Source organism: Martelella sp. HB161492 (assembly GCF_013184775.1).
GTDB lineage: Bacteria > Pseudomonadota > Alphaproteobacteria > Rhizobiales > Rhizobiaceae > Martelella.
Genome location: NZ_JAATVV010000006.1, coordinates 81,947 through 106,396, shown reverse-complemented (window position 1 = coordinate 106,396; position 24,450 = coordinate 81,947). Strand labels below are relative to the sequence as shown.

Genomic DNA, 24,450 nt, shown 5'->3' with positions numbered 1-24,450 from the left:
GGATGCAGGGCGCTCTAGGAGCCGGGTCTGCGCCCGGCTCTCAAGATTGCCATCCCCTTCAATCCAACCCAGACGAGGCCCGGAATTGTCGATCCTGAACTTCCTTGTCCAGCTCATGAGCGGTGCCATGCTGCTGCTTTTTTCCGTTCGCTTCATGCGCATCGGCATCGAGCGGCTCTGGAGCGCCAGGATCAGGGAAAGCCTGAATGCGCAGTCGTCGACACTGGGTAATGTCCTCAAGGGGGCTGGCCTCGGCTTCGTGATGCAGGGGGCAACCGTCGTCATGCTGATTGCGGCGGGTCTCGCCGGAACCGGAGCCATCCCGGCAGTCAGTGCCGCAGTGGTCGCGCTCGGGGCCGATATGGGCTCGGCGCTGGCGGTCCAGTTTCTGCACCTGCCTGTCTCTGCCCTTGGTCCGCTTGCAATCCTGGCCGGTGCAACGCTCTATCTGCGCGCGGCGAGCCCGCGCTATCGCAATTTCGGCCGCACCATTCTCGGCCTCGGACTGATCTTCCTGTCGCTGTCGATTATCCGTGCAAGCGTCGCCCCGCTTGGCACCATGCCGGGTACGGCGGCGGCAGTCGGCTATCTCAATGGCGATCCCGTGACCGCCGCCCTTGCCGGCATGGTCCTGACCCTGATCATGCATTCCAGTGTGGCGGCGCTTTTGACGGCAGTGGCCTTTTCCAGCCATGCTGGCCTTGGCACACTCGCCGGTCTGGCCTTCATGCTGGGCTGCAATCTTGGCAGCGCCCTGCTGCCGCTCTGGCTCCTGAAACATGAAAACGAACTGACGAAAACCGTGGCGACGGCTGTCGCCGTGCTGCGCAGCCTGATGGCGGTGCTGCTGATCGTGATCGTGGCAGCGGCTGGCGGCGCGCTCGAAAATCTTGACGTCAACAACACCGGGCAGGTCATCCTGACCGGGCATATCGCCTTCAACTTCGTGCTGCTGCTGCTGGCACCCTTTGTTGGACGGCTGACCCTCTATCTGCAGAGAACAGGAAACAACAAGACGAAGACCCCCGACCTGGCGGTAGCGATCGAGAATGGCAGCGAGGACGATCTGCCGCTTGTTGTGCTGAAACGCAGGCTGAGCGGCATGCTCGATATCGCCGCAGCCCAGCTCGATGAAGCCGCCTGCGACGATCCGGACAAGACGGCCGCCCAGGCGCTGGAGAGCCGGATGAATGCCCATCTGGCCGATATCCGCGTCCTTTATGCCAGACTGCCGACCGATGCCGGACTGGATCTCGATATGGCGCAGCAGATCTTCGACTATGCCATCCGGGTCGAACGTGCCGGTGATCTGCTGTCGGGGCGCTATCTGCAGCTGCGACTGGAGCAATTGCAAGGTGCCTGCCGCTTCTCCGACGAGGGGCAGGCCGAAATCGATGGCCTGACGGCTGCCGTTCGCCGTGCCGTGCTTCTGTCGCAGGAGGCCGTTTGGACGGGCAATATCGCCATTGCCCGCAAGCTTGTCATGCACAAACAGCATGTGGCGGATCTGGAGCGCCAGAGCCGCGAGGCCCATCTTGCCCGGCTTAGACGCGGCAATCTGACCAGCCTCGCCTCGAGCAACCAGCATCTGGAAGCCATTGCCGACCTCAAGGAGGTCAACAGCAAGCTGGCCACCATCGGCTATGCCGTTCTCGAGCAGCACGGACAACTGAAGAAAACGCGGCTGAAGGCCGTTCCGCAAACCGCCTCGCCACGCCAGATCTGAACCAAAACGCGCCCGGCCGGAGTTGCGGGCAGGCCCGCCGCGCGTCGATCCACCACCGCTCGTCTGTCGCCGTGATCCCGACAGCACAGACCGGACCGCCCGAAAGCTGGAGTAATACAATGCAGCCCATGCGCTGGACATTCGACAAGGTCAAACGGCAATCCGTCATCAACCGGCTAACCCCGGGCCCCGATGCAGGCCCCCTGCCCCGGGAAATCGTTCAGACCGAAGGCAATGGCAAATTCACCGCCGAAGGCAAGGTCCTGCCCTTTCCCGGCAACACCTTCATCTGCCATATTGACCGCCAATCGGAATTCTTCGACCGGCTGTGCCGCTTCCAGGACGCTTTCAAGCGGCTTCCGCTTGCCGATCGCTTCTCCTTTCTCCCCCGGGAAAGCTTTCACATGACGATCTTCTGCGGTGTCAGCGGCAATCCTCTCGGCATTGACGGCTGGCCGGATGACCTGCCGCGTGACGCCGGTCTCGAGGCTGTCAACGCAGCTTTTGTGGACAAACTCGGCAAGGCCAGCGGCGAAGACGGGTTCAGCGTCAGGGCGAGCGGCCTCGAACTGCCGGCAACCATTGCCATGGAGCCGGACACGCGCCTCGACGAGCTGAAACTCAGATGCATACGCGCCAAGTTGCAGGAACTGACCGGGATCGTGCGCGGGGACATTTTTGATTATGCCTTCCATGTCAGCATGGCCTATCCGATCCGCTGGCTCACCCGCGCCGAGGCCGAACTGATCATGTCTGAAGCCGAAGCCCTGTTTGCCGAGCATCTGTCCGAACTCGGGCCGATCGCGCTCGGCCCGCCGGAATTCTGCGCCTTCAACACCATGTACCGCTTCGATACGATCGGGCAGCTTGCCGCCGGTGGCTATCGCCGCTTTTCCGGCGAGCCTGGGCGTTACGGCGACAGCTGACACCTGGCGCGGCATGATCTCGAGCCATTGCGCCGGTCCGGGGGTCATCCATCCATGTCCGGTTCTGGCACGGTCAAGCGTGCGTCGCCGCGCATGACACTTGAAATGTCCGGGCGGGTTTAGTATATGCATTTGCATATGCACTTATACCGCAGGAGGTTATCATGGCCCAGCCCCGCGAATCTGAAGCGCCACGCGAAGCCAAGTTGTTTCGCAACAATAAAAGTCAGGCGGTTCGCATCCCGGCTGACTTCGAATTGCCGGGTGACCGGGTGATGATCCATCGCGAGGGCAACCGCCTCGTCATTGAACCGGCGCCGAACAAGAATCTTCTCGATATTCTGGCACGCCTGAAGCCGCTTGGCCCGCAGGACCAGTTTCCCGACGTGGATGAAACCCTGTTGCCCGCAAAGGCCATCGACCTTTGAGCGGCCTCTACATGCTCGACACGAATATCGTATCCGATCTCGCGCGCAATCCTTCCGGTGCTGTTGTCGGCCATATTGTTGATGTCGGCGCCGATGCAATCTGTGTGAGCATCATCACTGCGGCCGAATTGCGGTATGGGTGCGCCCGCAAGGGGTCGGCGAAACTGACGGCTCAGATCGAGGCCATCCTTGGCGGGCTGCAGATACTTCCATTCGATACGCCAGCCGATGTCCGCTATGGCCGCATAAGGGCGGATCTTGAAGCTGAGGGCACACCGATCGGGCCGAATGATCTTCTGATCGCCGCCCATGCCCAGGCCGTTGGTGCCGTTCTGGTGACGGCCAATACCCGCGAATTCATTCGGGTGTCCGGTCTTGCGGTCGAAAACTGGCTGGACTGACGGCGCTTTTGCTGGCGCCGTCCGCCGTCGAGGTGACAGGGCCGGTGCATTTTCCCTTGATGATACCGATCTGATCATCGATCTGCCATCTTAACGGTTATTGTGCATCCCTCATGTCTGTCTATCGCGACACGCTGCTTTTGCTCGGATCGGTCATGACGGAGAGGAAACGACCGCAGAAATCGGGGTATGCAACCGCACCGCTGATGGCGCTGCGGAAAGCCGGTGCGCCATCCATCAAGCGGTTCAGCATCTCTTTGGCGCCGGTCAGGACTGTCCACGGGGGATGACGCTTTTTGACCGGACGGGAGCCAGCCATGACCTTGGAGCAATTGCGGATTTTCATTGAAGTCGCCGAGCGCCAGCACGTCACGCAGGCCGCCCAGGCGCTCAATATCGCACAGTCTGCCGCCAGTCACGCCATTGCAGCGCTTGAGGCCAGCTATGACACGCAGCTCTTTCACCGGGTCGGGCGGCGGATCGAACTGTCCGAAGCGGGACAGGCCCTGCTGCTCGAGGCGCGTGCGATACTCGGTCAGGTCGAGCATGCCGCGCTGGCGATGAGCGAATTCAACACGCTTCTGCGCGGCACGCTGCGCGTCGCGGCGAGCCAGACAATCGCGAGCTACTGGCTGCCGGCGCGGCTTGTCACATTTCGCCGGGCCCATCCCGGCATTGCGTTGCGCATGACGATCGAAAACACACAGCAGGTGGCCGAGGCCGTGCTGACGGGCGCCGCAGAGCTGGGCTTTGTCGAAGACGAGATCGCTCATCCGCAGCTTGTCTGCCACCCCGTTGCCGCTGACAGGCTGATCGTCGTGGTCGCGCCCGATCATCCCTGGTGCGGGCTGACCCGGCTCGATCCCGCCCGGCTGTCCGAAAGCGACTGGGTGCGACGCGAGCCGGGATCGGGCACGCGTTCGGCATTCGAACATGCCGTCCTGTCGCTGGGCGTCGATGTGGAAAGTCTCCCGGTCGCCATGGAACTCCCGTCGAACGAGGCTGTTCGCGCGGCGGTTGAAGCAGGGCTCGGGGCGGCGGCGATGTCGGCTTCGGTTGCTGCACCCAGCCTTGAAGCGGGATTGCTGCACCATGTCCCGTTCGAACTGCCCGAGCGGCCGTTCCTCGCCTTGCGTCTCGCCGACGCCCGTCCCAGCCGTGCCGTTGACGCCTTTCTGAGCCAGCTCGGGATCGGCAAGGCCGGCCACGGCGGCTAGCCGCCATCGGCCGCGGCCCGGCGATCAATCGCGACCGAAGATTGGTTGCATCTATATCGCGTATTGGATTTTAATACGACCTATGCGATAGTTTGGGCATGTATCGGACAAGGAGTATGACGATGCATGAACCAAGCCATGAGAGCATGACGGCCACCATCGAGCAGCTGACGGCCAGCCAGATACCGCTCACCACTGCCAACACGTCGAAACGGCCGGATCTGCCCGAAAGCGCAGATGAACACGAGCCCGATTACCGCTTCACGCTCGCCAATGAACGGACGTTCCTGGCCTGGATGCGCACGGCGCTGGCGCTGCTGGCAGGCGCGGTCGGGCTGATGCATTTTGCCAAACCGTTGACGGGGATCGACCCAGACAAGCTTTTCGGCATCGTGCTGGCCGGCGCCGCTCTGGTGGCGATCCTCTACGCGACCTGGCGGTGGCACAGCATTCAGCGGGCCATGTGCAAGGATGCGCCGCTGCCGAATGGCACGGTGATCTGGTTCCTTTCCGGCCTGCTTATCCTCACCGGCAGCCTTGCCGGGCTCACCGCACTTCTGAGCGGGGGCTCGCTTTGATCTGGAAAGGACCGGCCCATGCCCGAACGTCTCATTCCAGGGCGTCCCGGATTACAGCCCGAACGGACGGATCTGTCATGGGTGCGCACCGCCCTGGTCGTGGCGATCAACGGAGGCCTCCTGCTTCTGCGCGAAGGTGGAAAGCTGGACCTGCTTTCGATCCTTGGCAGCAGTTTCGCTATGGCTCTTGCCATCATGATGGTGCTGATCGGCATGAGACGCACCCGGCTTCTGGCCCGGCGGCCATTGCCGGAGCACCTGGCACCCCGGCAGGAGGTGCTGGTCTCCGGCATCTGCATCACGGCGCTGGCGGTGCTGATGCTGCTGATCATCGCCACGCTCTGAGCCCGACGATGCGAAATCCGGTTTCCGTTCCGTTCGATTTCCTGCCCAAAGGACACACTGATGGCCAGACATGATCGCGGCGCAAATTCTGCGCCCTCGCAACAAGCCCTGTTTGACAGCCCGGCGCCGAACGAAGGCGACGGTGTCGAAACCTCACCAAGGATCGGGGATCATGTCGCGAAGACCACCTGCTATATGTGCGCCTGCCGCTGCGGCATCGATGTGCATATCCGCGACGGCAAGGTTCGCTATATCAACGGCAACAAGGACCATCCGGTCAATCGCGGTGTCCTGTGCGGCAAGGGCAGTGCCGGCATCATGCAGCATTACAGCCCGGCGCGGCTGCGCAAGCCGCTCTTGCGCACCGGCCCGCGCGGCAAGGGCGAATATCGCGAGATCGAGTGGGACGAAGCGCTTGATATCGCCGCCACCCGCATGGCCCATATTCGGGCGACCGATCCGAAAAAACTCGCCTTCTTCACCGGCCGCGATCAGGCGCAATCGCTGACCGGCTGGTGGGCGACGCAGTTCGGCACGCCGAACTATGCGGCCCATGGCGGTTTCTGTTCGGTCAACATGGCCGCAGCGGGCCTTTATTCCATCGGCGGCGCGTTCTGGGAATTCGGCGAGCCCGACTGGGAGCGGTCGAAATATTTCATGCTGTTCGGTGTCGCCGAGGATCACGATTCCAATCCGATCAAGATCGGCCTCGGCAAGCTGAAGGCGCATGGGGCCAAGGTGGTGGGGGTCAATCCCTGCCGCACGGGCTACAACGCAATCGCCGACGAATGGGTCGGCATCCGTCCGGGCACGGACGGGCTTTTCGTGCTGGCGCTGGTGCATGAACTGCTGCGCGCGGGCAAGGTCGATCTCGATTACCTGATCCGCTACACCAATCTGCACCAGCTGGTCATCCGCGAAGACGGTGCGGCCGATAATGGCCTGTTCCTGCGCGACGGCGACGGCAACATCCTGAGCTTTGACCGGGAAAAACGTAACGCCGTCCGCTCGAGCGACCCAGAAATCGCCCCGGCGATGAGCGGCACGTTCGAGGCGCTTGGCCGCACGGTCAGCCCGGCCTTCCATATTCTCGCCGAACGTTACCTGTCGAAAGACTACGCGCCGGAAACGGTGGCGGAAGCCTGCGGGGTGCCCGCTGAAACCATCCGCCGGATTGCAGCCGAGCTGGCGCATGTGGCTTTCGAGGAGGAAATCGAACTACCGATCGCCTGGACCGACTGGGCGGGACGCAAACACGAGACGATGAAGGGCCGGCCCGTCTCCATGCATGCGATGCGCGGCATTTCGGCCCATTCCAACGGTTTTCACACCTGTCGCGCCATTCACCTGCTTCAGGTTCTGCTCGGAACCGTCGATGTGCCCGGCGGATTTCGCTACAAGCCGCCCTATCCCAAGCCCGTTCCGCCGCCAAACAAGCCAGCGGGCAAGGATGGCGGCAGGCCGGACACGCCGCTTTCCGGCGGGCCGCTGGGCTTTGTCACCGATCCGTCGGATCTCCTTGTCGACACGGACGGCACGCCGATCCGCATCGACAAGGCCTATTCCTGGCAGGCGCCGTTCGCCGCCCATGGCCTGATGCACATGATCATCCGCAATGCCCATGACGGCGATCCCTATCCGATCGACACACTGTTTCTCTTCATGTCGAATCTGGCATGGAACTCGTCGATGAACACGTCCGAGACGACGCGGATGCTGACTGCCAAGGACGAGAACGGCGATTACAGGATACCGTTCATCATCTATGCGGATGCCTATCATTCCGAGACGGTGTCCTATGCCGATCTGATCCTGCCGGACACGACCTATCTGGAACGCCACGACTGCATCAGCCTGCTCGACCGGCCGATCAGCCATGCCGATGGTCCGGGCGATGCGATCCGCCATCCCGTCGTCGAACCCGACCGCGATGTGCGCGGCTTCCAGTCGGTGCTGATCGATCTCGGGGCACGGCTTGGCCTGCCCGGCTTCGTCAACGAGGACGGAAGCGCTAGATACCGCGATTTCGCGGACTACATCGTCCACCATGAACGCAGCCCCGGCATTGGTCCGCTTGCCGGCTGGCGCGGCGAGAATGGCGATCTGGAAGGCCGTGGCGCCCCGAACGAAAACCAGCTCGAGCGCTATATCGAACATGGCGGCTTCTGGCATCACGAATTCAAACCGGAAGAGCGCTTCTACAAGATGGCCAACAGAACCTATCTGGAGACCGCCGTTCATTTCGGCTTCCTGGCGAAAGCCGAGCCGATCATCTTCCAGATCTATTGCGAACCGCTGCAGCGCTTCCGCCTTGCAGCTCAGGGTCACGGACCCGTCCAGCCGCCCGAGGACGAACGCGAACGGGTCGCCACCCATTTCGATCCGCTGCCATTCTGGTCCGAGCCGCTGGAAGAGACGGTGATCGCGAAGGATGACTATCCCATTCACGCGCTGACGCAGCGGCCGATGTTCATGTACCATTCCTGGGGCTCGCAGAATGCCTGGCTCAGGCAGGTCATGAACCAGAACAAGCTGTTCGTGCATCGCGATCTCGCCGCCAGCCTGAACCTTGTCGATGATGACTGGGTCTGGATCGAAAGCCCGCATGGGCAGGTGCGTGGCCAGATCACGCTGGTCGACGGGGTGAACCCGCAGACGGTCTGGACCTGGAATGCCATCGGCAAGCGCCGCCGGACCTGGGGTCTGCATGCCGATGCGGGGGAATCGAACCGCGGCTTTCTGCTCAACCATGCCATCACCGAATTGCTGCCGCCGGATGCAAGGGGCCGCCGCTTCTCCAATTCCGACCCGGTGACCGGACAGGCCGCCTGGTTCGATCTCAGGGTGCGGCTGCGCAAATGCACGCCCGAGGAAGCTGGCACGACCGCGCCGATGGAACCGCCGGTCGGATTGCCGCCCGGCCTTGCCGATGGTCCCGACAAGCTCACCTACGGCGCGGAGTTCAAGCCGGGCCACAAAACAAGGGGGCGCAAAACATGACCTGTCTTCCCGAAAAGACCGAGCGTCAGCTTGGGCTTGCCATCGACCTTGATACCTGTGTCGGCTGCAATGCCTGCGTCACCTCCTGCAAGGAGTGGAACACGGGCGGGCATATGGCGCCGCTCACCGATCTGAAACCCTATACCGACAAGGTGGACGGGGTTTTCTTCAACCGGGTCCACACCTATGAGCAGGACACGCCGACGGGCGGCGCAACGATCCATTTTCCCCGCTCATGCCTGCATTGCGAAACGCCAGCCTGCGTGACCGTCTGTCCGACCGGGGCCTCATACAAGCGGGCCTCGGATGGTATCGTGCTGGTCAATGAGGACAAGTGCATCGGCTGCAAGCTCTGTTCCTGGGCCTGTCCCTATGGCGCGCGGGAGTTCGATGTCGATGTCGGCGTGATGAAGAAGTGCACGCTCTGCGTCGACCGGATCTACAACGAAAATCTCGCCGAGGAAGACCGCGTTCCCGCCTGTGTCGCCGCCTGTCCCACCGGGGCGCGCCATTTCGGCGATTTCAGCGATCCGGAATCGCCGATCTCGAAGCTTTTGGAAGAACGCGGCGGCGTCGCCCTGATGCCGGAGCTTGGCTACAAGCCCTCCAACCGCTACCTGCCGCCGCGCCCGCGCCGCGATGGAACAACGGCCAACGATGTTGCCCCGCTTGAAGATGCCGCGCCCGAAGGCGGCTTTCTCGGCTGGGTCGACCGCATGCTTTCGAGGTAGACGCCAATGCATCCCGCCTTTTCCGTCATCTTCTTCACCACCGCATCGGGTGCGGGCTACGGCCTGCTGTTCGCGCTTGGCCTTGCTGCGGCCTTCGGCCTGTTGCCGCCGGACCCCTGGCTCGGCTTTTTCGGTTTCGGCCTCTCGCTCGGCCTGATTTCCGCGGGGCTCTTGTCCTCAAGCGCCCATCTTGGCCATCCCGAACGGGCCTGGCGTGCCTTCAGCCAGTGGCGATCCTCCTGGCTCTCGCGCGAAGGGGTTTCCTCGGTTGTCACCTATGTCCCGGCTCTTGCACTGGCCTTCTGCTGGGTCATTTTACAACAAGACGGCGGGTTGACCGCGCTTGCAGGCGGGCTGGCGGCCCTTGGCGCCGTCGTCACGGTATGCATGACGGCCATGATCTATGGCTCGCTCAAGCCGATCGCCGAATGGCATGGCCCCTGGACCATGCCCTCCTATCTCGTCTTTGCGGCGATGACCGGGGTGACGCTCCTGAATGCGCTGCTTTATGTCTTCGGCCCGCAAAGCCGGCTGGTCACCGTGCTGGCGGTGATCCTGGCGCTTGCGGGATGGGGGATCAAGCGCGGCTTCTGGGCTTACCGCGACAGCGGCAGGGGGCGCCCCACCGCCAGCCAGGCGCTCGGCCTTGGCGCGGGAAATATCCGTCAGGTGCAGGCGCCGCACAGCGAAGAGAACTATCTGCTGAAGGAAATGGGCTACCGCGTCGCCCGCAAGCATTCCGTCAGGCTGCGTTGGATCGCCCAGCTTCTGGCTTTCGCCGTGCCTGCGGTTCTGCTTCTCCTGTCACTGTTGCTGCCCGGACTGCCGGCGATGACTTTTGCAGTCGCTGCCGTTCCCCTTCAGCTTGCCGGCATGCTGGTTGAACGCTGGCTGTTCTTCGCCGAGGCAAGGCACACAGTGACGCTCTATTACGGCTTCTGACGCTCCTGCCGCGGCTTGAGAGGCGGCGGCCTGGTACCGGCCGCCCCGCGCGGCCGGCCGGCCATTGCCCGATGACCTTGCGCGCGACTGCCTCCGTTCTTCCTGCCAGTCCATCACGGCCCGGGCTTCAGCGCCCGATCAAATGCCGTGCGGGCCATTGCTGTGAGCTGGCGATGGATGTCGACGCGCGACAGCGCCCCGCCGTCCGAGCAGATGGGCTCGTCGATTTCTTCGGCAGCCGCGCGTTCTGCCGCATCCGGTTTGCACACACCAAACATGCTGTAGTGGGTCGCATCCTCTATCGTTGCATAGGTGGCGTCCGGTATGGCTTTGGCGATGCCGGAGGCCAGCGCGGTCCGGGGAATTGTCGCTGGTTTGCCGAGGTTCACGATGTCGACGGGGATTGTGATCGTTGAAAAGCTGTCCATCTGAAACACATCCACCGGCACTGGATCAATCGCCATCGCGAATTTGATCCGCCCGTCGCGGTTGCTGCGGCCCGCCAGATGCATGTCCATGGCGTGAAGATCAAGGCCGCTCAGCCTGACCCATTCACAAAGGGAAGGATTGCGTGCGTCGGTGTCACAATAACCAGCCAGTCGGGCTGGATCGATGCGCGCGCCGGCCAGTTCCAGAACTGTGCTGCCGCCCATCGACAGGCCGAGAGCGCCGACCTTCCCGGGGTCGAGGTGGCGGGCGAAAAGCGCCGATTGCTTCAGGGCATCCAGCGTGGCACTGATATCTGCAGGCCGCAGCCAGAGTTTCATCGTTTCTGCTGCTGATCTGTTCGCTCCGGTGTTTCCGGGATGAGTGGGGGCAGCCACGATAAAGCCGTGCTGCGCCAATGGCGTGGCAATCCAGCTCATGGCTTGCGGGGTTCCGCCCAGCCCGGCACCATGCGATAGCAGGATCAGTGGATATTTTCCGGGGGAGACCGGAGCATCGAGCATGGCATCTGTGCCCATGAAAAATGCATTTTCACCCGGTGTGACGGGCGTGCCGCCCGGATCCGCCGGATACCAGACGGTCACGGCGAGATCGCTGTCGCGTTCTTTCGAAAAGGCCGTGATCTGCCGCATGCCGGCCAAATCGCTGGCGGAGGCAGCGTGAAGCCCGGTCAGAATCAAACTGATCGCGGCGAGAAGGATCGCTGCGGTTTTCGTTCTCGGTGTCATGGCAGTTCCTCTTGGCTGTGGAGTGACCAAGAAGTTGCCCGACGCTGACCGGCGCGCGCCCCGGAACGCGATCCTGAACGTCTCAAATCGCGATTCAGGTCGTATTACATGATAAGGAGGACGAGGGATTTCGCGGCCTTTGGATAGCTGAAGGGCGCAGCCGATCTGTCGTGACGCCCCCGTGGCCCGGCGGCGGCGCGCCATCGCAAACCCGCCGGGACCCGCGATCATGCCGATATCCGCCATGAGCCTGCCGCAGAAACGGCGTCAACCCAAAGCCATTGGCGGCATGGCTGACCGAAATGCCGGTCAGCCGCCGCGATTTGCAACCCGGCCCCGCATCAACTCAGAAGCGCAGATTGAGCTTCGCCCCGACATTCTGACTCTGATAGCCCCCGCCGAACAGGCCGGTATAATTCAGCCCGATGCTGAGATTATCTTTTAGTTCGGAGGCAATGCCGAGGCTGACAACGGCTTGGTCCTTTGCCAGTGGCGTGCCGTAGATGCTGAACACATCGCCGCCCGAGAAATAGACCTCCTTGGCTGCATTGATGTCACCATAGGCATGCCGCCATCCCAGTTCGCCAGTCAGTTCAACCGCCTTTGCCCCCAACGCGACGGCATGGGCCGTGCGGATGCCGAGCGTCGTGAAACCGGTCTGATCATCCGTGCCACGATGCGACAGCGCGGCAATGCCGCCGGTCTCGGTGAAGCCATCCGTCTGCTGATAGACATAGGCCGCATTGACGAAGGGCTCGATCCGATAGGCATCACTGATCGCGATTGAATAGCCGACATCGCCGTAAATCTGGAACGTGCCAGCACGATAGCTGCCCGCCAGATCCTCCGACAGGCCGGTGAAACTGACATGCCGCTTGGCGGAGACATCGTGCCATGTATAGGCCATGCCGAAGTCGACTCCGATCGCACCCCACTCACCACCGCCATAGGCACCGAGGGTGAAGTCATCGCTGCCGCCGGAGGCATTGCGGTCATCGACACTGAAATTCGCACTGCCATAACCAGCCAGCGCGCCGAAGCGCATCCTGTCGAAGGCGGCGAAATCAGAACCGATGAAGAAACCGCCAACAGAGCTTGTCATGCTTGCTGCACCGTTGCTGCCCTTCATATCCGACCAGGAGCCATAGCCGTCAAGCCAGACGGCAATGCCGCTGTTTTCCTCGCCAAACTGGCTGAAGGGGGCGGCGACTTCGGGCGCTGCAGCATAATTGCTCACGGTGGTGGCGTCCTCGCCGGTGGTAATGCCGCCGAAAGCGTTGCGAACCCGCTTGCTGATCGCATCGCGCACATAATAGCTGTTGGCGATCATGGCATTGCCGATCGACGTGTAGGTATCGCCCGAAAGCTGTGCCAGTGCGTCATCGACCTCGTCCGCCGGGAGCGACTGGACGATCTGATAGAGCGGATTATCCTCTCCCAGGCTGTAGATCCCCCTGGCGGTTGCGCGATTATTGGGCGACATGCCGGGAAGGTCGAAGCCCGTGTCTTCCTGCAGGTTCAGCGTCAGGATGACGCTGGTCGCGGTGTAGTCGAGCGTTGCCTGAAGATAGGCAAGATCTGACGTGACCGCGTCGAAACCGGCATTGCCGTCATTATTGCCGTCTTCTGTTGTCACTGCATCCGTGGTGCTGATGATGGTAAACTGCTGGCCGTTGGTAAATGTGCTTCCGGTTGCGCTCATGACGACGCTACCGCCCGAAATCGTCACGGCGCCGCTGGCCGACAGCAGATCGGAACTGCCGGAGCTGTCGAGGTTGACGACGTAGCTCGCCCCGTCGGAGAAGCTCAGACTGGCCATCGACAGAGTCGCCATATCCGATGTCGTGCCGGCCGTGATCGAGCCGCCGGACAGAACGCCGACATTGCCGAGTATGCCATAGCCCTGCAGCAGGCCACCGACGGCGTAGATATTGCCGCCAAGTGCAGCGTTCGCGGCGATTTCAAGACTGCCGGCCAGAACCCGGCTGGTGCCGGAAAAGCCGGTATTATCAGCCGTCATCCGGGTCGTGCCGCTGCCGGCCTGGGCCAGACGGCCAGTGCCGGAAAGCCCGTTGTCAAAATCGAAGCTGTCGGAACGCATCAGCGAAAGCGTGCCGTCGCTTTCAAGGACGATCGCACCGGAAACGGAGCCAGCTGTGCTGCCATCGCCGATCTGCAGCGTGCCGCTCGAAACCGTTGTGCCACCGCTATAGCTGTTGTCGGCCGTCACCACCAGCGTGCCGAGGCCGGTTTTGGTGAGCGCCCCGCTGCCGGCGATCTGTCCTTTCATCGTCACCGTGTCGGTATCGCCGACCACGGCGATCGTACCGCCAAGCGTGCCGAGCGTCACGCCGCGTGTGGTTGCAAACGTCCCGGAAATCTGAAGCGTAGCGCTCGAGATGCTGATGCCGCCAGCCGATGCGCCGAGATTGGAATCGCTGGAAATGGAAAGCGTGCCGGCCGAGATCTGCGTTCCGCCGCTATAGGAATTGGCGGCGGACAGAACCAGCGTTCCCGCCCCGGATTTGGCAAGGCCCGATGTACCCGAAAGGGTGATATCGAGCGTTGCCGTGTCGGTTGCCTGGGTCACTTCCACGGTCACGAAGGAAGACCCCGCCGGAGCGGAAAGTGTCAGTTTGTCACTGCTCGTATTGCCCGTCACGGCATAGCCGTCAACGGCGAATTTGAAGCCGCCGACAAGGATGGCATAGGTGCTGTCGACCGTGATCACCGGTGATGGTGTGGTGGACGGCATTGTCGAGAAGATTGCCGTCGCGCCATCGCTCCAGGCGAGATTGGACGCACCGGCACTGTCGGTCCAGTTGGTGCGGGCGTCACCGGTCCAGACGCCGTCGCCGCCGACAATGCCCGTGCCAGCCGTCTGCGTGCCGTTCCAGTAGAGCATGTCGGTGCTGGTGACCACCTGCAGCACAAGGTCGGAGCCGACAAGACTGAGTTGGGCGACCGTGCCGGAGGCCAGCGGTGCCAGGGAAGCGAGCAGAACATCGCTGAGCGCGCCAGCAGTGAGGTTCGTATAGGCGATCAGCTTATAGTTTCCGGCGTCGAGCGTCTGCATGCTCGTCGGCTCGATTGTGCCGTATAGCGAGAGATCCGTGGTGGTCACCGGCGCAGGATCGCTGGTGGTGTTCAGCTCTGCGATATAGGTCGATCCCGGCGTTGATCCAGTCCTGGCGCTCAAGACCAGATTGCCGAATGTCATCGGCGCGGCGTAGCTGGCGGAAAGCGTGCCGCCATCTGCCACCGAGACCGTGCCGCCGGCACTGCCACCCGTCGTTCCGTTTTGCAATGTGGCGCCGGAACGCACGCTGATGTCGCCGGCGAGCGTGCCGCTCAGCTTCAGCATGCCGGCTGCAATGGTGGTTGCACCGGAGAATGTGTTTGAGGAGCCGGAAATCAGCAATGTGCCGTCGCCGCTCTTTGTCAGCACGCCGGCTGTCGCCGTGCTATCGGTAAGAAGGCCAGCCAACGCCAAGGTCGTGCCGGTATTTACAGAGATGCTGCCGCCCGTGCTGTCGATGTCGACATCGCGACTGCTGCTGAAGCTTGCCGTTGTCTGCAGCACGCCGCCGGACAGGCTGACCTTGCCGGAGGGTGCGCCGAGACTGGCGTCCGCTCCGACGGCGAGAATACCGCCCTCGATCCTGGTGCCGCCGGCATAGCTGTTCGATGCCGAAGACAGGGTCAGCGTGCCATCGCCAGTCTTGTGCAGCAGGGACGAGCCGCTGATGGTTCCGCCCAACAGGACGCTGGTCGACGCCGCGACGCTGATCGTCGCATCCGTGCCACCAAGGATGATGGCGCGCGTCGCATTGAACGATCCGGTGGTGACAAGCGTCGCCTGATCATAAAGAGACAATGCGCCGCTCGCATTGCCGAGATTTTCATCTTGCGCGATCGAAACGACGGTACCGGCATTGACGATGGTGCCGCCGGTATATGTGTTGGTATTGGTCAGCATGAAGGTCAGGCCGGTGCTTTCGAGCGTCAGTGCGCCTGAACCGTGGATCGCCCCGTTAAGGGTAATCGTACCGCCGGATAGCGCGGTTTCAATCTTGCCATTGCCGGCGCCCAGCGTTGTGTCGCGGCTGATCGCGCCCGCCGAATTCACCTCCAGCGTCGCATTGTCGAGGGTCAGGTGCGCGGTTGCACCCAGCACGGCGTCATCGGCGATCGCGAGCACGGCGCCGCCGCTGACGATCGTGTCGCCGGTATAGCTATTGGCGTTGTTCGTCAGCACCAGCCTGCCGGCGCCGGTCAGGTTGAGATCGCCGGAACCGGAGAAGACCCCGTTTGCCGTCAGTGTGTCGGAGCTATTGGCAATGCTGATCGTGGCGCTGGCATCGGCAAGTTTGATATTGCGTGCCGACATGAAGCTGGATGTGATATCTAGCGTTGCCGCGCCGAGATTGATCGCGTTGGCGAGATTGCCGAAATTGTCGTCGGCGCTCACCGAAAGCGTGCCGGCGGCGATGGAAACCGTACCGGTGAACAGGTTCGAGCCGCTGAGAACCAGCCTTCCCGGCCCGGTTTTCTTGAAGTTGGATGTACCGTCGAGCACAACATCAAGGGTTGCGGTAAAGGATGTGTCCGTGACTTCGGCAACAAAGCCGCTTGCCCCGACAAGCGTCAGCGTGTCGGACGGGGTGCTGCCCTTGAGCGTGTAGCCGCCGATTGCAAATTGCAGGCCGGCCGCGGTGACGGCGCCGGACGAATTGTCGATCGAGACCGTCGGCGCCGGATCCCCCCCCGGCGTTGCCGAGAACACCGCCGTTTCGCCGTTCGACCATGCGACAGCCGTATTGGTCGGGCTGGTCGCCATCCAGTTGGTCTTCGCTGCGTCATTCGACCATGTGCCCGTGCCGCCATCGATCGCAGTGCCGGTGACGGTCGAGCCGTTCCAGGTCAGGAGCGTAGTCGAAACCGCCAGCTCCAGCACAAGCGTGCTGGTGGAGCCCGACGTGGTAACCGCCAAAGTCGGCGTCAGGGCGGCGGAATGATTGATGGTACCATAGGTCATCATGTCGTACGACCCAGCGGCAAGCGTGGTATAGGTCAGGAGATTATAGCTGCCCGCGCCGAGGGTGCCGGTGCCCGTTGGCCCGGTCTTCACCACAACCTCACCTTCGAGCGTGACGGTGCTGGCCACGACCACGGCGGCGGCCGCCGGGCCGGAGACATTGGCCGAAAACACCGAACCGGTCGTACCCGGTGTCAGGACCAGCGTATCGACGGTCAGCACGGCCGAGTGATCGGCGGCAAGCGTCGCGCCATCGGCGATCGTTATCGTCCCCGATGCTATGCCGCCGCTTGTCTTGCTGATGAAACTGGCACCGTTATTGACATTGACGTCGCCGGCCCAGTTGCCGCTCAGCTGGAAATCGCCGGCATTGATCGAAAGCGTGCCGGAATAGCTATTGGCCGCAGACAGGATCAGGGTGCCGGTATTGGACTTGGTCAGCTGACCGTCGCCTGAGATTGTCTGAGCGAAGGTCAGGGCGGCCTTGTTGTTGAAATTGACGGTCGCGCTGCCGCTCACATCGATCGCTCCGCCGACATCGCCGTCATTGGTGCCGTCTCCGAATCGCAGCAGGCCAGCCGCGACGCTGATCTTGCCGGTATAGCTTGCCGAATTGTCCGCTGTGATCTGAAGCGTACCCGCACCGGTCAGGTCCAGATCATTGCTGCCGGTGATAGTGCCGGAAAGGGTGAGCTTGTCTGACGCTGAGACAAGCGCAATCTGGCTGCCCGTAGCGTTGACGGCAAAGCTGCGCGCGCTCGACACTGTACCGGTCACGGCAAGCGCGCCACCGGCAAGGGTGACAGAGCCATTGTTTGCACCCAGCACCCCGTCGCTCGCGATCGAAAGCTGCCCGTCCTCTATCGTGGTGCCGCCGCTATAGCTGTTGCCTGTATTCGACAGAACGAAAATGCCACCGCCGGTCTTTGTCAGACTGCCCGTGGCCGAGATTTCCGAAACCATCCCGCTGAGCGCAAATGTCTGGTTCGCATCCACCTCGATGATCGCATCCGCTCCTGCCAGCGTCACGCCGCGCGCACTGGTGACCGCGCCGGTGATATGCAACACGGTATTGCCACTCTGATAGATCGTGATGCCGCCGGAGGGATCACCGAGGTTCGTGTCATCCGAGATGGCGAGCGTGCCTTCCTTGAGCAGCGTTCCGCCGCCATAGCTGTTGTCGCCGCTGAGCGCGATGGCGCCGCCGGCGCTGTCGACTGTCAGGCTGCCGCTTCCGGTAATCATGCTGCTGACCGTGACATCGGCTGTGGCAATTTCAGTGCCGAGCTCGCCTCCGCTGGCCGTCAGACGGATATCGTGGGTGAAAGATGTCAGCCCGTCGAACAGCAATCCCGTGCCGTCAAGCGTCACGCTGTTTCCGGTAGCACCCAGATTGCCGTCTGCACTGATATGCAATGTCACCAGTCCGCTGACAGTTACATCGCCGACAAAACTGTTGCCGGCATTGCCGAGCACAAAATCGCTGGATCCGGTGAAGGCGATGTCTGAATTGCCATCCAGCTGCACGTCGATCGTCGTCGCATTGGCGCTGAGGAAATTGTTGTTGAACTGAACCGAACCTGTGGTGCCCAGCGACAGCAGTGTCAGCTTGTCGCCTGACATGCCGGTCAGCGTATAGCCGTCGACATCGAATTCGAGACCACTGACCACGACCGTGCCGGAGACGCTGACAGTCGCCATGGCTGTCGGAGAAACGGAGAAGATCGCAACATCGCCATCGACCCATGCGGCCGGCGTGTTGGCGGCTGAATCCATCCAGTTGCTGCCCCCACCCGTTTCCCACGTGCCGGAACCGCCATTGATGATCGTTCCGGTCTCGGTTGTGCCATTCCAGTAGAGCGTGGTGGCAACCCTGATGACATCGAGATAGATCTGGTTACCGGACTGCCCCAGGCTTGCCGAGAGACCCGAGTCGAGGGTGGGTATCGCGAGCAGATTCAGGCTCAAATAGCTGCCGTTATCAAGCGTCGTATAGGAGATCAGGTTGTACTGGCCAGCTGCGAGCGATGACGCGGGGCTGACTTTGACTGTGCCGTAAAGCGTGAGGTTGTTGACCGTCAGCAGCGAAGCGGCGTTGGCGGTGGCGACATCGAGGTTCAGGGTCGAGCCGGGCGCACCTGCGGTCAGGACCAGTGTGTCGATATCAAGCACGGCGGTGGAATCGGCGTTCAGCTGGCCGCCGTCAGCGATCGTGACAGTTGAATTGATCGTTGCATTGGTGCCGGAGCTTGCCAAGATCGCGCCATTGGCGACGGTGATGTCGCTTGCCGTGACTGTGCCGGCAAGCTGCAATATGCCGGCACTGACCGTGGTCGCGCCGCCATAGGAAAAGCCCGTGCCGGAAAGATAGAGCACACCAGAGCCTGTCTTTGTCAGCGGGCCGGCGCCGCTCCAGTTGCCGGTGGCCGTCAGCGTGGAGATAGCTGCAGTCACCTCGATCGTCGCACCGCCGGCGCCGAAGGTGAAATCGCGCCCCGTCGAAAAACTCGCCGATGCGGCAAGCGCGCCGCCGTCGAGGGTGATGCCGCCGCTGGTCTCGCCGAGGCTCGTGTCGGCGCCGACCGAAACCGTGCCCCCGCTGACGGTCGTGCCGCCGCTATAGCTGTTGGATGCATTGGCAAGCACAAGCGTGCCGCCATCGACCTTCACCAGAGCACCCGCAGTATGGGCAACAGCGTCATCGACAAGGTCTGAAAGCGTCAGGGTAAAGGTCGGATCGACGTCGATCGTCCCCGAACCGGCACCCAGATGCAGCGGTCGGGCAATGGTGATGGTGTTGGTGGCTTCAAGCGTTCCGCCGTCCAGCGTGACCGCGGTTGCCGCAGCGCCAAGATTGCCATCGCCCGATACCGAGACGATGCCGGCCGTAACAAACGTGCCGCCGGTATAATCATTGGCGGTGCTGCCGAGCACCAGTTTTCCTGCGCCGATCTTGCTCAAGCCCGTCGCGCCGGAAAGCTGCACATCAATTGTCGCCGTCTGACCGGCATTGACGACCTCGATCTGAGAGGAACCGCCGCCAGTCGGCTCAAGTGTCAGGACATTGCCCGCATTGCCATTGTCGGCAATGATATAGCCGTCGACCCTGAAATGCATGCCGGCAACCTCGACGTCGCCCGCAGTGGAATCGACCGAGACGGTACCTGCCGTGCCGTCAAAAATCGCAATGTCATTGCTCGACCAGGCATAGGGTGTTGCTGCGGAATCCGCCCAGTCCTGCGTCGTGGCGCTGGCCGTCCAGAGATCCGAACCGCCACCGCCGGTCCCGCCACTGACGGTTCCGTTGGCGTTCCAGTACAGCGTTGCCACGGTCGGGGATGCGGCGACAACCAGATCGATATAGCCGGCATTGACGACGATCGAGGGCGTCAGGCCATTGGCGACGTGAATTTGAGAGGTGGAGATATCGGATGATCCGCCTGTCAGCTTGCCGTCCGTGTAGCTGATCAGGTGGTAAGTCCCGGCGGCCAAACCGTTGGGGTTTACATAAAGCGTGCTACCTTGCAGCACGAGCGTATCGGTGGCGATTTGTGCGGGATCGTTGGCAGCGGGGATGTTGACGTTGATGTACGAGCCGGCTTGCAGAGTCAGCGTATCGGCGACATTGATCGTCGCCGGGTTGCTCGAGCTGATTTCGCCGCCGCTCTGAATTGTCACGCTTCCCGTCAGATAGGCCACCCCGGATGCAGGCCCCGCCAGATCACCGGCGACAGTCACCGAACCGCCAAGCTTGGCGCCGGGATTGAGGAGCAGCAAATGGCCTGAAACGGTCGTGGTACCTGTGAAACTGCTGTAATCCTGGCTGATATAGGTGCGGCCCCCCTCTATGGAAAGATTCGCGTCCGCACCGCCGGTGAGTGCGAATGTCATGGTGAAGCCCGTGGCGAGCTGGTCGATCGCCAGGGTGCCCGTATTGATCGTGATGCTGCCTGGCAGGCTGGCATTGCTGCCGGAAGCGGCAAGACGCAGCGTGCCACCGCCATCGATCGTGGTCGTGCCGGTATAGCTGCTTGTGTTACTCGTCACCTTGACCACGCCGGCGCCGGTTACCGTCAGTGAACCAGGCGTAGCCGTGACTGCGTCAGAAATGGTGCCGTCAATTTCCAGCGTCGCGCCGCTATCTGCATTGAGTGTGCCGTTCGATGCCGTGAGCTTGATGTCGCGCGCAGTGACCACTGTCTGAGAGGCAACGACCGAAAGCGTGCCACCATCGAGTGTCACGCTGCCGCTCGTATCGCCAAGATTGTCGTCGCTCGAAATCGCAAGTGTGCCGGCGGAAATCGTCACGCCCTTGAAGGTGTTGGTACCACCGAGCTGAAGCTTGCCGTCGCCGGTCTTGGAAATACTGGCGGTCGCTCCCTTCAAGGGCACATCGACCACGGCAGTCAGACCGGCGGCGACATCGAAGACGACCGTGCTGCCCGCAAGGCTGAGCGCGTCGTTCGCGCCGCTGGCAACGATTGCATAATCATGATCACGGAAGGTCATGCCGGCGAAGCTGACCGGGCCGCTGGTGCTGTCGACCGTTACCGTACCGGCATTCTGACTGAAGATCGCCACTGTTCCCGCATTCGCCCAGGGCTCAAGCGTGTTGCCGGACGAATCCGGAGACCAGTCGCTTGTCGTTCTGTCCCAGATGCCGGAGCCGCCAACAATCGCACCCGTTCCGCCAGCGGCGCCATTCCAGTATTGCTGCGCCACCGCCGTGAGGACATTGAGGTATATCTCACCGGTCGCGGCGTTCTCTGCGATTGTCGCATGCAGACCGGCGCCGAGAACAATACTCGAATCGATAGAAAGACTGCTGGCATCACCGGTCAGCGCGCCGCTATACTGGATCAACGTATATTGGCCTGCCGTAAGTGCATTGCCGCCGCTGGCGACCTTGATCACACCGCCATTCAGCGTCAGCGCGCCAGTCGCGAAGATCGCAGCAGCGTTGGCACTCGTGTTGAGTGTCACGTAAAGCGTCGCGCCGCTGTTGAACGTCATATCGGCGCCGACTGACACTGTACCGTAAGCTACACTGCCTTCCAGCGTACCCTGACTGTCGACCAGCACCGAGCCTGCGAGGCTGCCGCCCGAGACATTGAGCGTTCCACCGCTATGGATTTTGGTCTGGCCTGTGAAGGTGCTGCCATCGGCCTGATAGATGATCGGGTTTGAGGTGACTTCAAAGGTTGCCGTTGAATCCGTGCTGACCAGCTTGCCGTTCAGTTCGGTGGCATGGTTGCTGTTCGTTGCGTTGACCGAAAGAAGTCTGGCGCCAGACTGAACCGTATAGTCAGCGCCGTAGATTGTGGTTGCGTAATTTCCATCACCCAGTTGCAAGGTGCCGGAAACGACCGTGAAATCGAACGGCGTGAAATTGAGCGTTTGTGGTGCTGCCAATATGACATAGCCGCTGGTCGACAGCATCGCCGTGGCGGTTGTGCCACTGTTTAGCGCCGCTTTAACGGTCAACCCGCCAGTGAGGTCGTCACCAGCCAGCATGCCATCGGTAATGAACAGTTCAAAATCGGTAGATTCGAGCGTGAGCTGCGTCGTGGCTTCCAGTGTGCCCCCAATCAGGTTGATATGACGTTCCGCGTATCCGACAATCGATCCGAGGTTTGCCTCGGCCGCGATGGACAGCGTGCCCTCGACAATGTTGATCGATCCTGAGAACGTGTTGGTTGCCGAAAGCGCCAGCGTGCCCTGGCCGGTTTTCGAGATCGATGTCGATGTCGTCCCGTTCGCCAGGATCGCGCCGATTGTCGCGGTCGTTCCGGCCGCCACGTCAAAGGGCGTGGTTCCCTGGATTGCCGCCGGACCATTCGGCGCGGTCTCGAGGGAAAGCGTGCTGTTTCCCGTGCCGTCGTCGGCAATCGTGTAGCCGAGCGAGAAACTGGCGCCGGTGAGCGCGACCGCTGCGGCGCTGTCGAGTGTCACCGTGCCGGCGGTTGTGCCCTCAAAATAGGCGTAACCATTCGAATTGCTCCAGCTGGCGAGCGCGCCAACGCCGGTCTCATCTGCCGACCAGGCAGAAATGCCGGTCGACCAGGTGCCATCACCGCCCGCAAGCGCGCCGCTGCCCGTTGCATTCCAGTATTGCTTGTCGAGCACGGAATAGGTAACGGCCTCGACCACCTGGGCCGCATTGTCGATCTGCGCCCTGGCGGTGACGCCATAAACGGCATTGGTCAGGGTGAAGACCGTGAAGTCGTTCTCGTCACCGGTCAGTGCTCCGGTATAGTGGAGAAGCTTGTAGGTGAGGCCCTCGTCAAGCGTGGTCGCGCCGCTGTCAAGGGTGATGGCGGCGCCGGATTCGATCGTCAGACCGACGGAGCGCAACGGCGCCGTTGCATTGCCTGTGGCGCCAGCCTTGATGCCGAGTGAACCGCCCGCCTGCAGATGAAGCTCGGATCCTGCCGCCGTCCCGAGATCGGCGACACTATTGCCCGGATCGCCCATGACCGTGCCGGACGAGGCAATGGTCACCGAGCCCGCAAATGCACTTGACGACCCCATTGCCAGCATACCCTGGACTGACGCCGTACCGCCGAGCAAGGTCGAAGCGCCCATGGTCAGCGTTATGCTGGGATTGACATGCGTGTCGCCGGAAAAGCCGCTGCCTGTTCCCAGAAAACTGACGTCGCTCCAGATCTCGAAGCTGTTGCTGCTGCCGTCATCCGTCAATACGCCCTTGAATGACGTGACTGTGTTGCCGGTCTGGTTGATCACCAGCACGGAATTGTTTTTGAGAATGACATTGTTGGACATGCCGCCGCCAAGCTCGTTCAGACGGACGACACTGCCGTAGCCCGTAGACGTATTTTTGTCGAGCGTGAGATCGCCCGTGAGCGTGAACGGACCAATGTCGACCCAGCCCGCATTTGGGCCAGACCCGTTGCCGCCCACCGTCACCAGCAGATTGCCTGAACCGGAAAGGCCACTGCTGAGTTTGATCGACGAAGCGGCCGGCGTCTTTCCTTCCAAGGTGACATCGCCGCTGTCGATGACAAGCTCTGCCGCAAGTGCATTGGCATTGCCAAATTTGATGATCGTGCCGTCCATCATCGTCAGCTTGGTCGAAGCGCTCAAGGCATCGTCGCTGTCAAGCTGCAATGTTCCGCTGCTGACGGTGCTGTCGCCCGACAGCGTGTTATGGCCGCCGAGCACCAGTTCTCCGCCACCGGTCAGATTGAAGCCCAGCCCCGCACCGCCATCACCGAGATTGGCGGAAATATTCAGCACCGCGCCATTGGCGACGTCGATCCCGACCGGACCGCCACCGCCGCTGACAAATGTCAGCGTCGTCGCGGCATTGGTCGCGGCGCCCGGATCCGCAATGATGTCATACGTCACCGTACCGTCGACAGACAGGCCGCCGACAGTGATTGCCGCGGCCGAACTGTCGACCGTCACCGTCCCCCCGCTGCCGGAAAAATACGCGGTATCGCCATTGGTCCAGCCGATATTGGGCAGGAGATAGGAGGGCGCGGTTGTCCACTCCGCCCCGGTTGTCGTCCAGGTGCCGTCACCGCCCGCGAGGACACCGGACGTCGTCGCGCCGGCATTCCAGTAGAGATCCTGGGCACGGGCCGGGCCGTTTCCAAGGCCATTCATGCCCAGCAACAGCGCGCTTGCACAGGCCGTGCCTGAGAGCAATCGCGACAGGGTTCGTCGCGCGTTGGGGTGATTGCGAAGATCAGTCTCGGCGCCGCCACGGCGCTTGATATCTATAGAAATCATCCTGCCACCAATGATGAATCTCGAATATAATTTCATTATTCATTATAACTATACACGCCTAATCTCAAGTTCTATTTCATGTCTGTAATATTTACACGTATTGTCACGGCTTTTTAAGTTTACCAGTGGAAAAATAGACAGTAAACATCTCGATATCCTGACGTGTTATTGTCGCGCCGTCCGGCCTC

The 24,450-nt window shown here is 61.8% G+C and carries 13 protein-coding genes; 10 read left to right on the top strand and 3 right to left on the bottom strand.

The window, feature by feature from the left end; genetic code table 11:
- Nucleotides 1-85: 85 nt before the first annotated feature.
- The 4 genes from HCK86_RS11515 to HCK86_RS11500 all read left to right on the top strand — a co-directional run bounded on the left by HCK86_RS11515 (nucleotide 86) and on the right by HCK86_RS11500 (nucleotide 3,481).
- On the top strand, nucleotides 86-1,726 hold the full coding sequence (locus tag HCK86_RS11515) for a Na/Pi symporter (RefSeq protein WP_176084622.1): 1,641 nt from the start codon (nucleotides 86-88) through the stop codon (nucleotides 1,724-1,726).
- Between the two features lie 119 nt (nucleotides 1,727-1,845).
- Entirely contained in the window at nucleotides 1,846-2,652 is an 807-nt protein-coding gene (locus tag HCK86_RS11510) for a DUF1868 domain-containing protein (protein ID WP_176084621.1), read from the top strand.
- A gap of 164 nt (nucleotides 2,653-2,816) precedes the next feature.
- Nucleotides 2,817-3,080 (top strand): AbrB/MazE/SpoVT family DNA-binding domain-containing protein, encoded by a 264-nt coding sequence (locus HCK86_RS11505; protein ID WP_176084620.1) that lies wholly within the window; start codon nucleotides 2,817-2,819, stop codon nucleotides 3,078-3,080.
- Nucleotides 3,077-3,481, top strand: a complete 405-nt coding sequence (locus HCK86_RS11500; protein WP_176084619.1) for a type II toxin-antitoxin system VapC family toxin — start codon at nucleotides 3,077-3,079, stop codon at nucleotides 3,479-3,481. Before HCK86_RS11505 ends, HCK86_RS11500 begins: the two co-directional genes overlap by 4 nt.
- 121 nt (nucleotides 3,482-3,602) lie before the next feature.
- Here HCK86_RS11500 and HCK86_RS11495 read toward each other — a convergent pair whose 3' ends face one another.
- On the bottom strand, nucleotides 3,603-3,827 hold the full coding sequence (locus HCK86_RS11495; protein ID WP_176084618.1) for a hypothetical protein: 225 nt from the start codon (nucleotides 3,825-3,827) through the stop codon (nucleotides 3,603-3,605).
- Between HCK86_RS11495 and HCK86_RS11490 the strand changes: the two genes are divergently transcribed.
- From HCK86_RS11490 to HCK86_RS11465, 6 genes are all read left to right on the top strand, one after another.
- Nucleotides 3,799-4,698 (top strand): LysR substrate-binding domain-containing protein, encoded by a 900-nt coding sequence (locus HCK86_RS11490; protein ID WP_176084617.1) that lies wholly within the window; start codon nucleotides 3,799-3,801, stop codon nucleotides 4,696-4,698. The genes HCK86_RS11495 and HCK86_RS11490 overlap by 29 nt on opposite strands.
- A 122-nt stretch (nucleotides 4,699-4,820) precedes the next feature.
- Nucleotides 4,821-5,276, top strand: coding sequence for a DUF202 domain-containing protein (locus HCK86_RS24215; protein ID WP_210259895.1), 456 nt, complete (start codon nucleotides 4,821-4,823; stop codon nucleotides 5,274-5,276).
- A gap of 18 nt (nucleotides 5,277-5,294) precedes the next feature.
- The gene (locus tag HCK86_RS11480) at nucleotides 5,295-5,621 is read left to right on the top strand and encodes a DUF202 domain-containing protein (RefSeq protein WP_176084616.1); all 327 of its coding nucleotides are present in this window, start codon (nucleotides 5,295-5,297) and stop codon (nucleotides 5,619-5,621) included.
- 60 nt (nucleotides 5,622-5,681) lie between these two features.
- Entirely contained in the window at nucleotides 5,682-8,621 is a 2,940-nt protein-coding gene (locus HCK86_RS11475; protein WP_176084615.1) for a molybdopterin oxidoreductase family protein, read from the top strand.
- Entirely contained in the window at nucleotides 8,618-9,352 is a 735-nt protein-coding gene (locus HCK86_RS11470) for a 4Fe-4S dicluster domain-containing protein (RefSeq protein WP_176084614.1), read from the top strand. The genes HCK86_RS11475 and HCK86_RS11470 overlap by 4 nt, the downstream gene beginning before the upstream one ends.
- Before the next feature lie 6 nt (nucleotides 9,353-9,358).
- The gene (locus HCK86_RS11465) at nucleotides 9,359-10,294 is read left to right on the top strand and encodes a DmsC/YnfH family molybdoenzyme membrane anchor subunit (protein ID WP_176084613.1); all 936 of its coding nucleotides are present in this window, start codon (nucleotides 9,359-9,361) and stop codon (nucleotides 10,292-10,294) included.
- A gap of 113 nt (nucleotides 10,295-10,407) precedes the next feature.
- Here HCK86_RS11465 and HCK86_RS11460 read toward each other — a convergent pair whose 3' ends face one another.
- Nucleotides 10,408-11,469: a dienelactone hydrolase family protein gene (locus tag HCK86_RS11460; protein WP_176084824.1), complete on the bottom strand. Its 1,062-nt coding sequence runs from the start codon at nucleotides 11,467-11,469 to the stop codon at nucleotides 10,408-10,410.
- 346 nt (nucleotides 11,470-11,815) lie between these two features.
- Entirely contained in the window at nucleotides 11,816-24,262 is a 12,447-nt protein-coding gene (locus HCK86_RS11455; RefSeq protein WP_176084612.1) for an autotransporter-associated beta strand repeat-containing protein, read from the bottom strand.
- Between the last annotated feature and the right edge of the window lie 188 nt (nucleotides 24,263-24,450).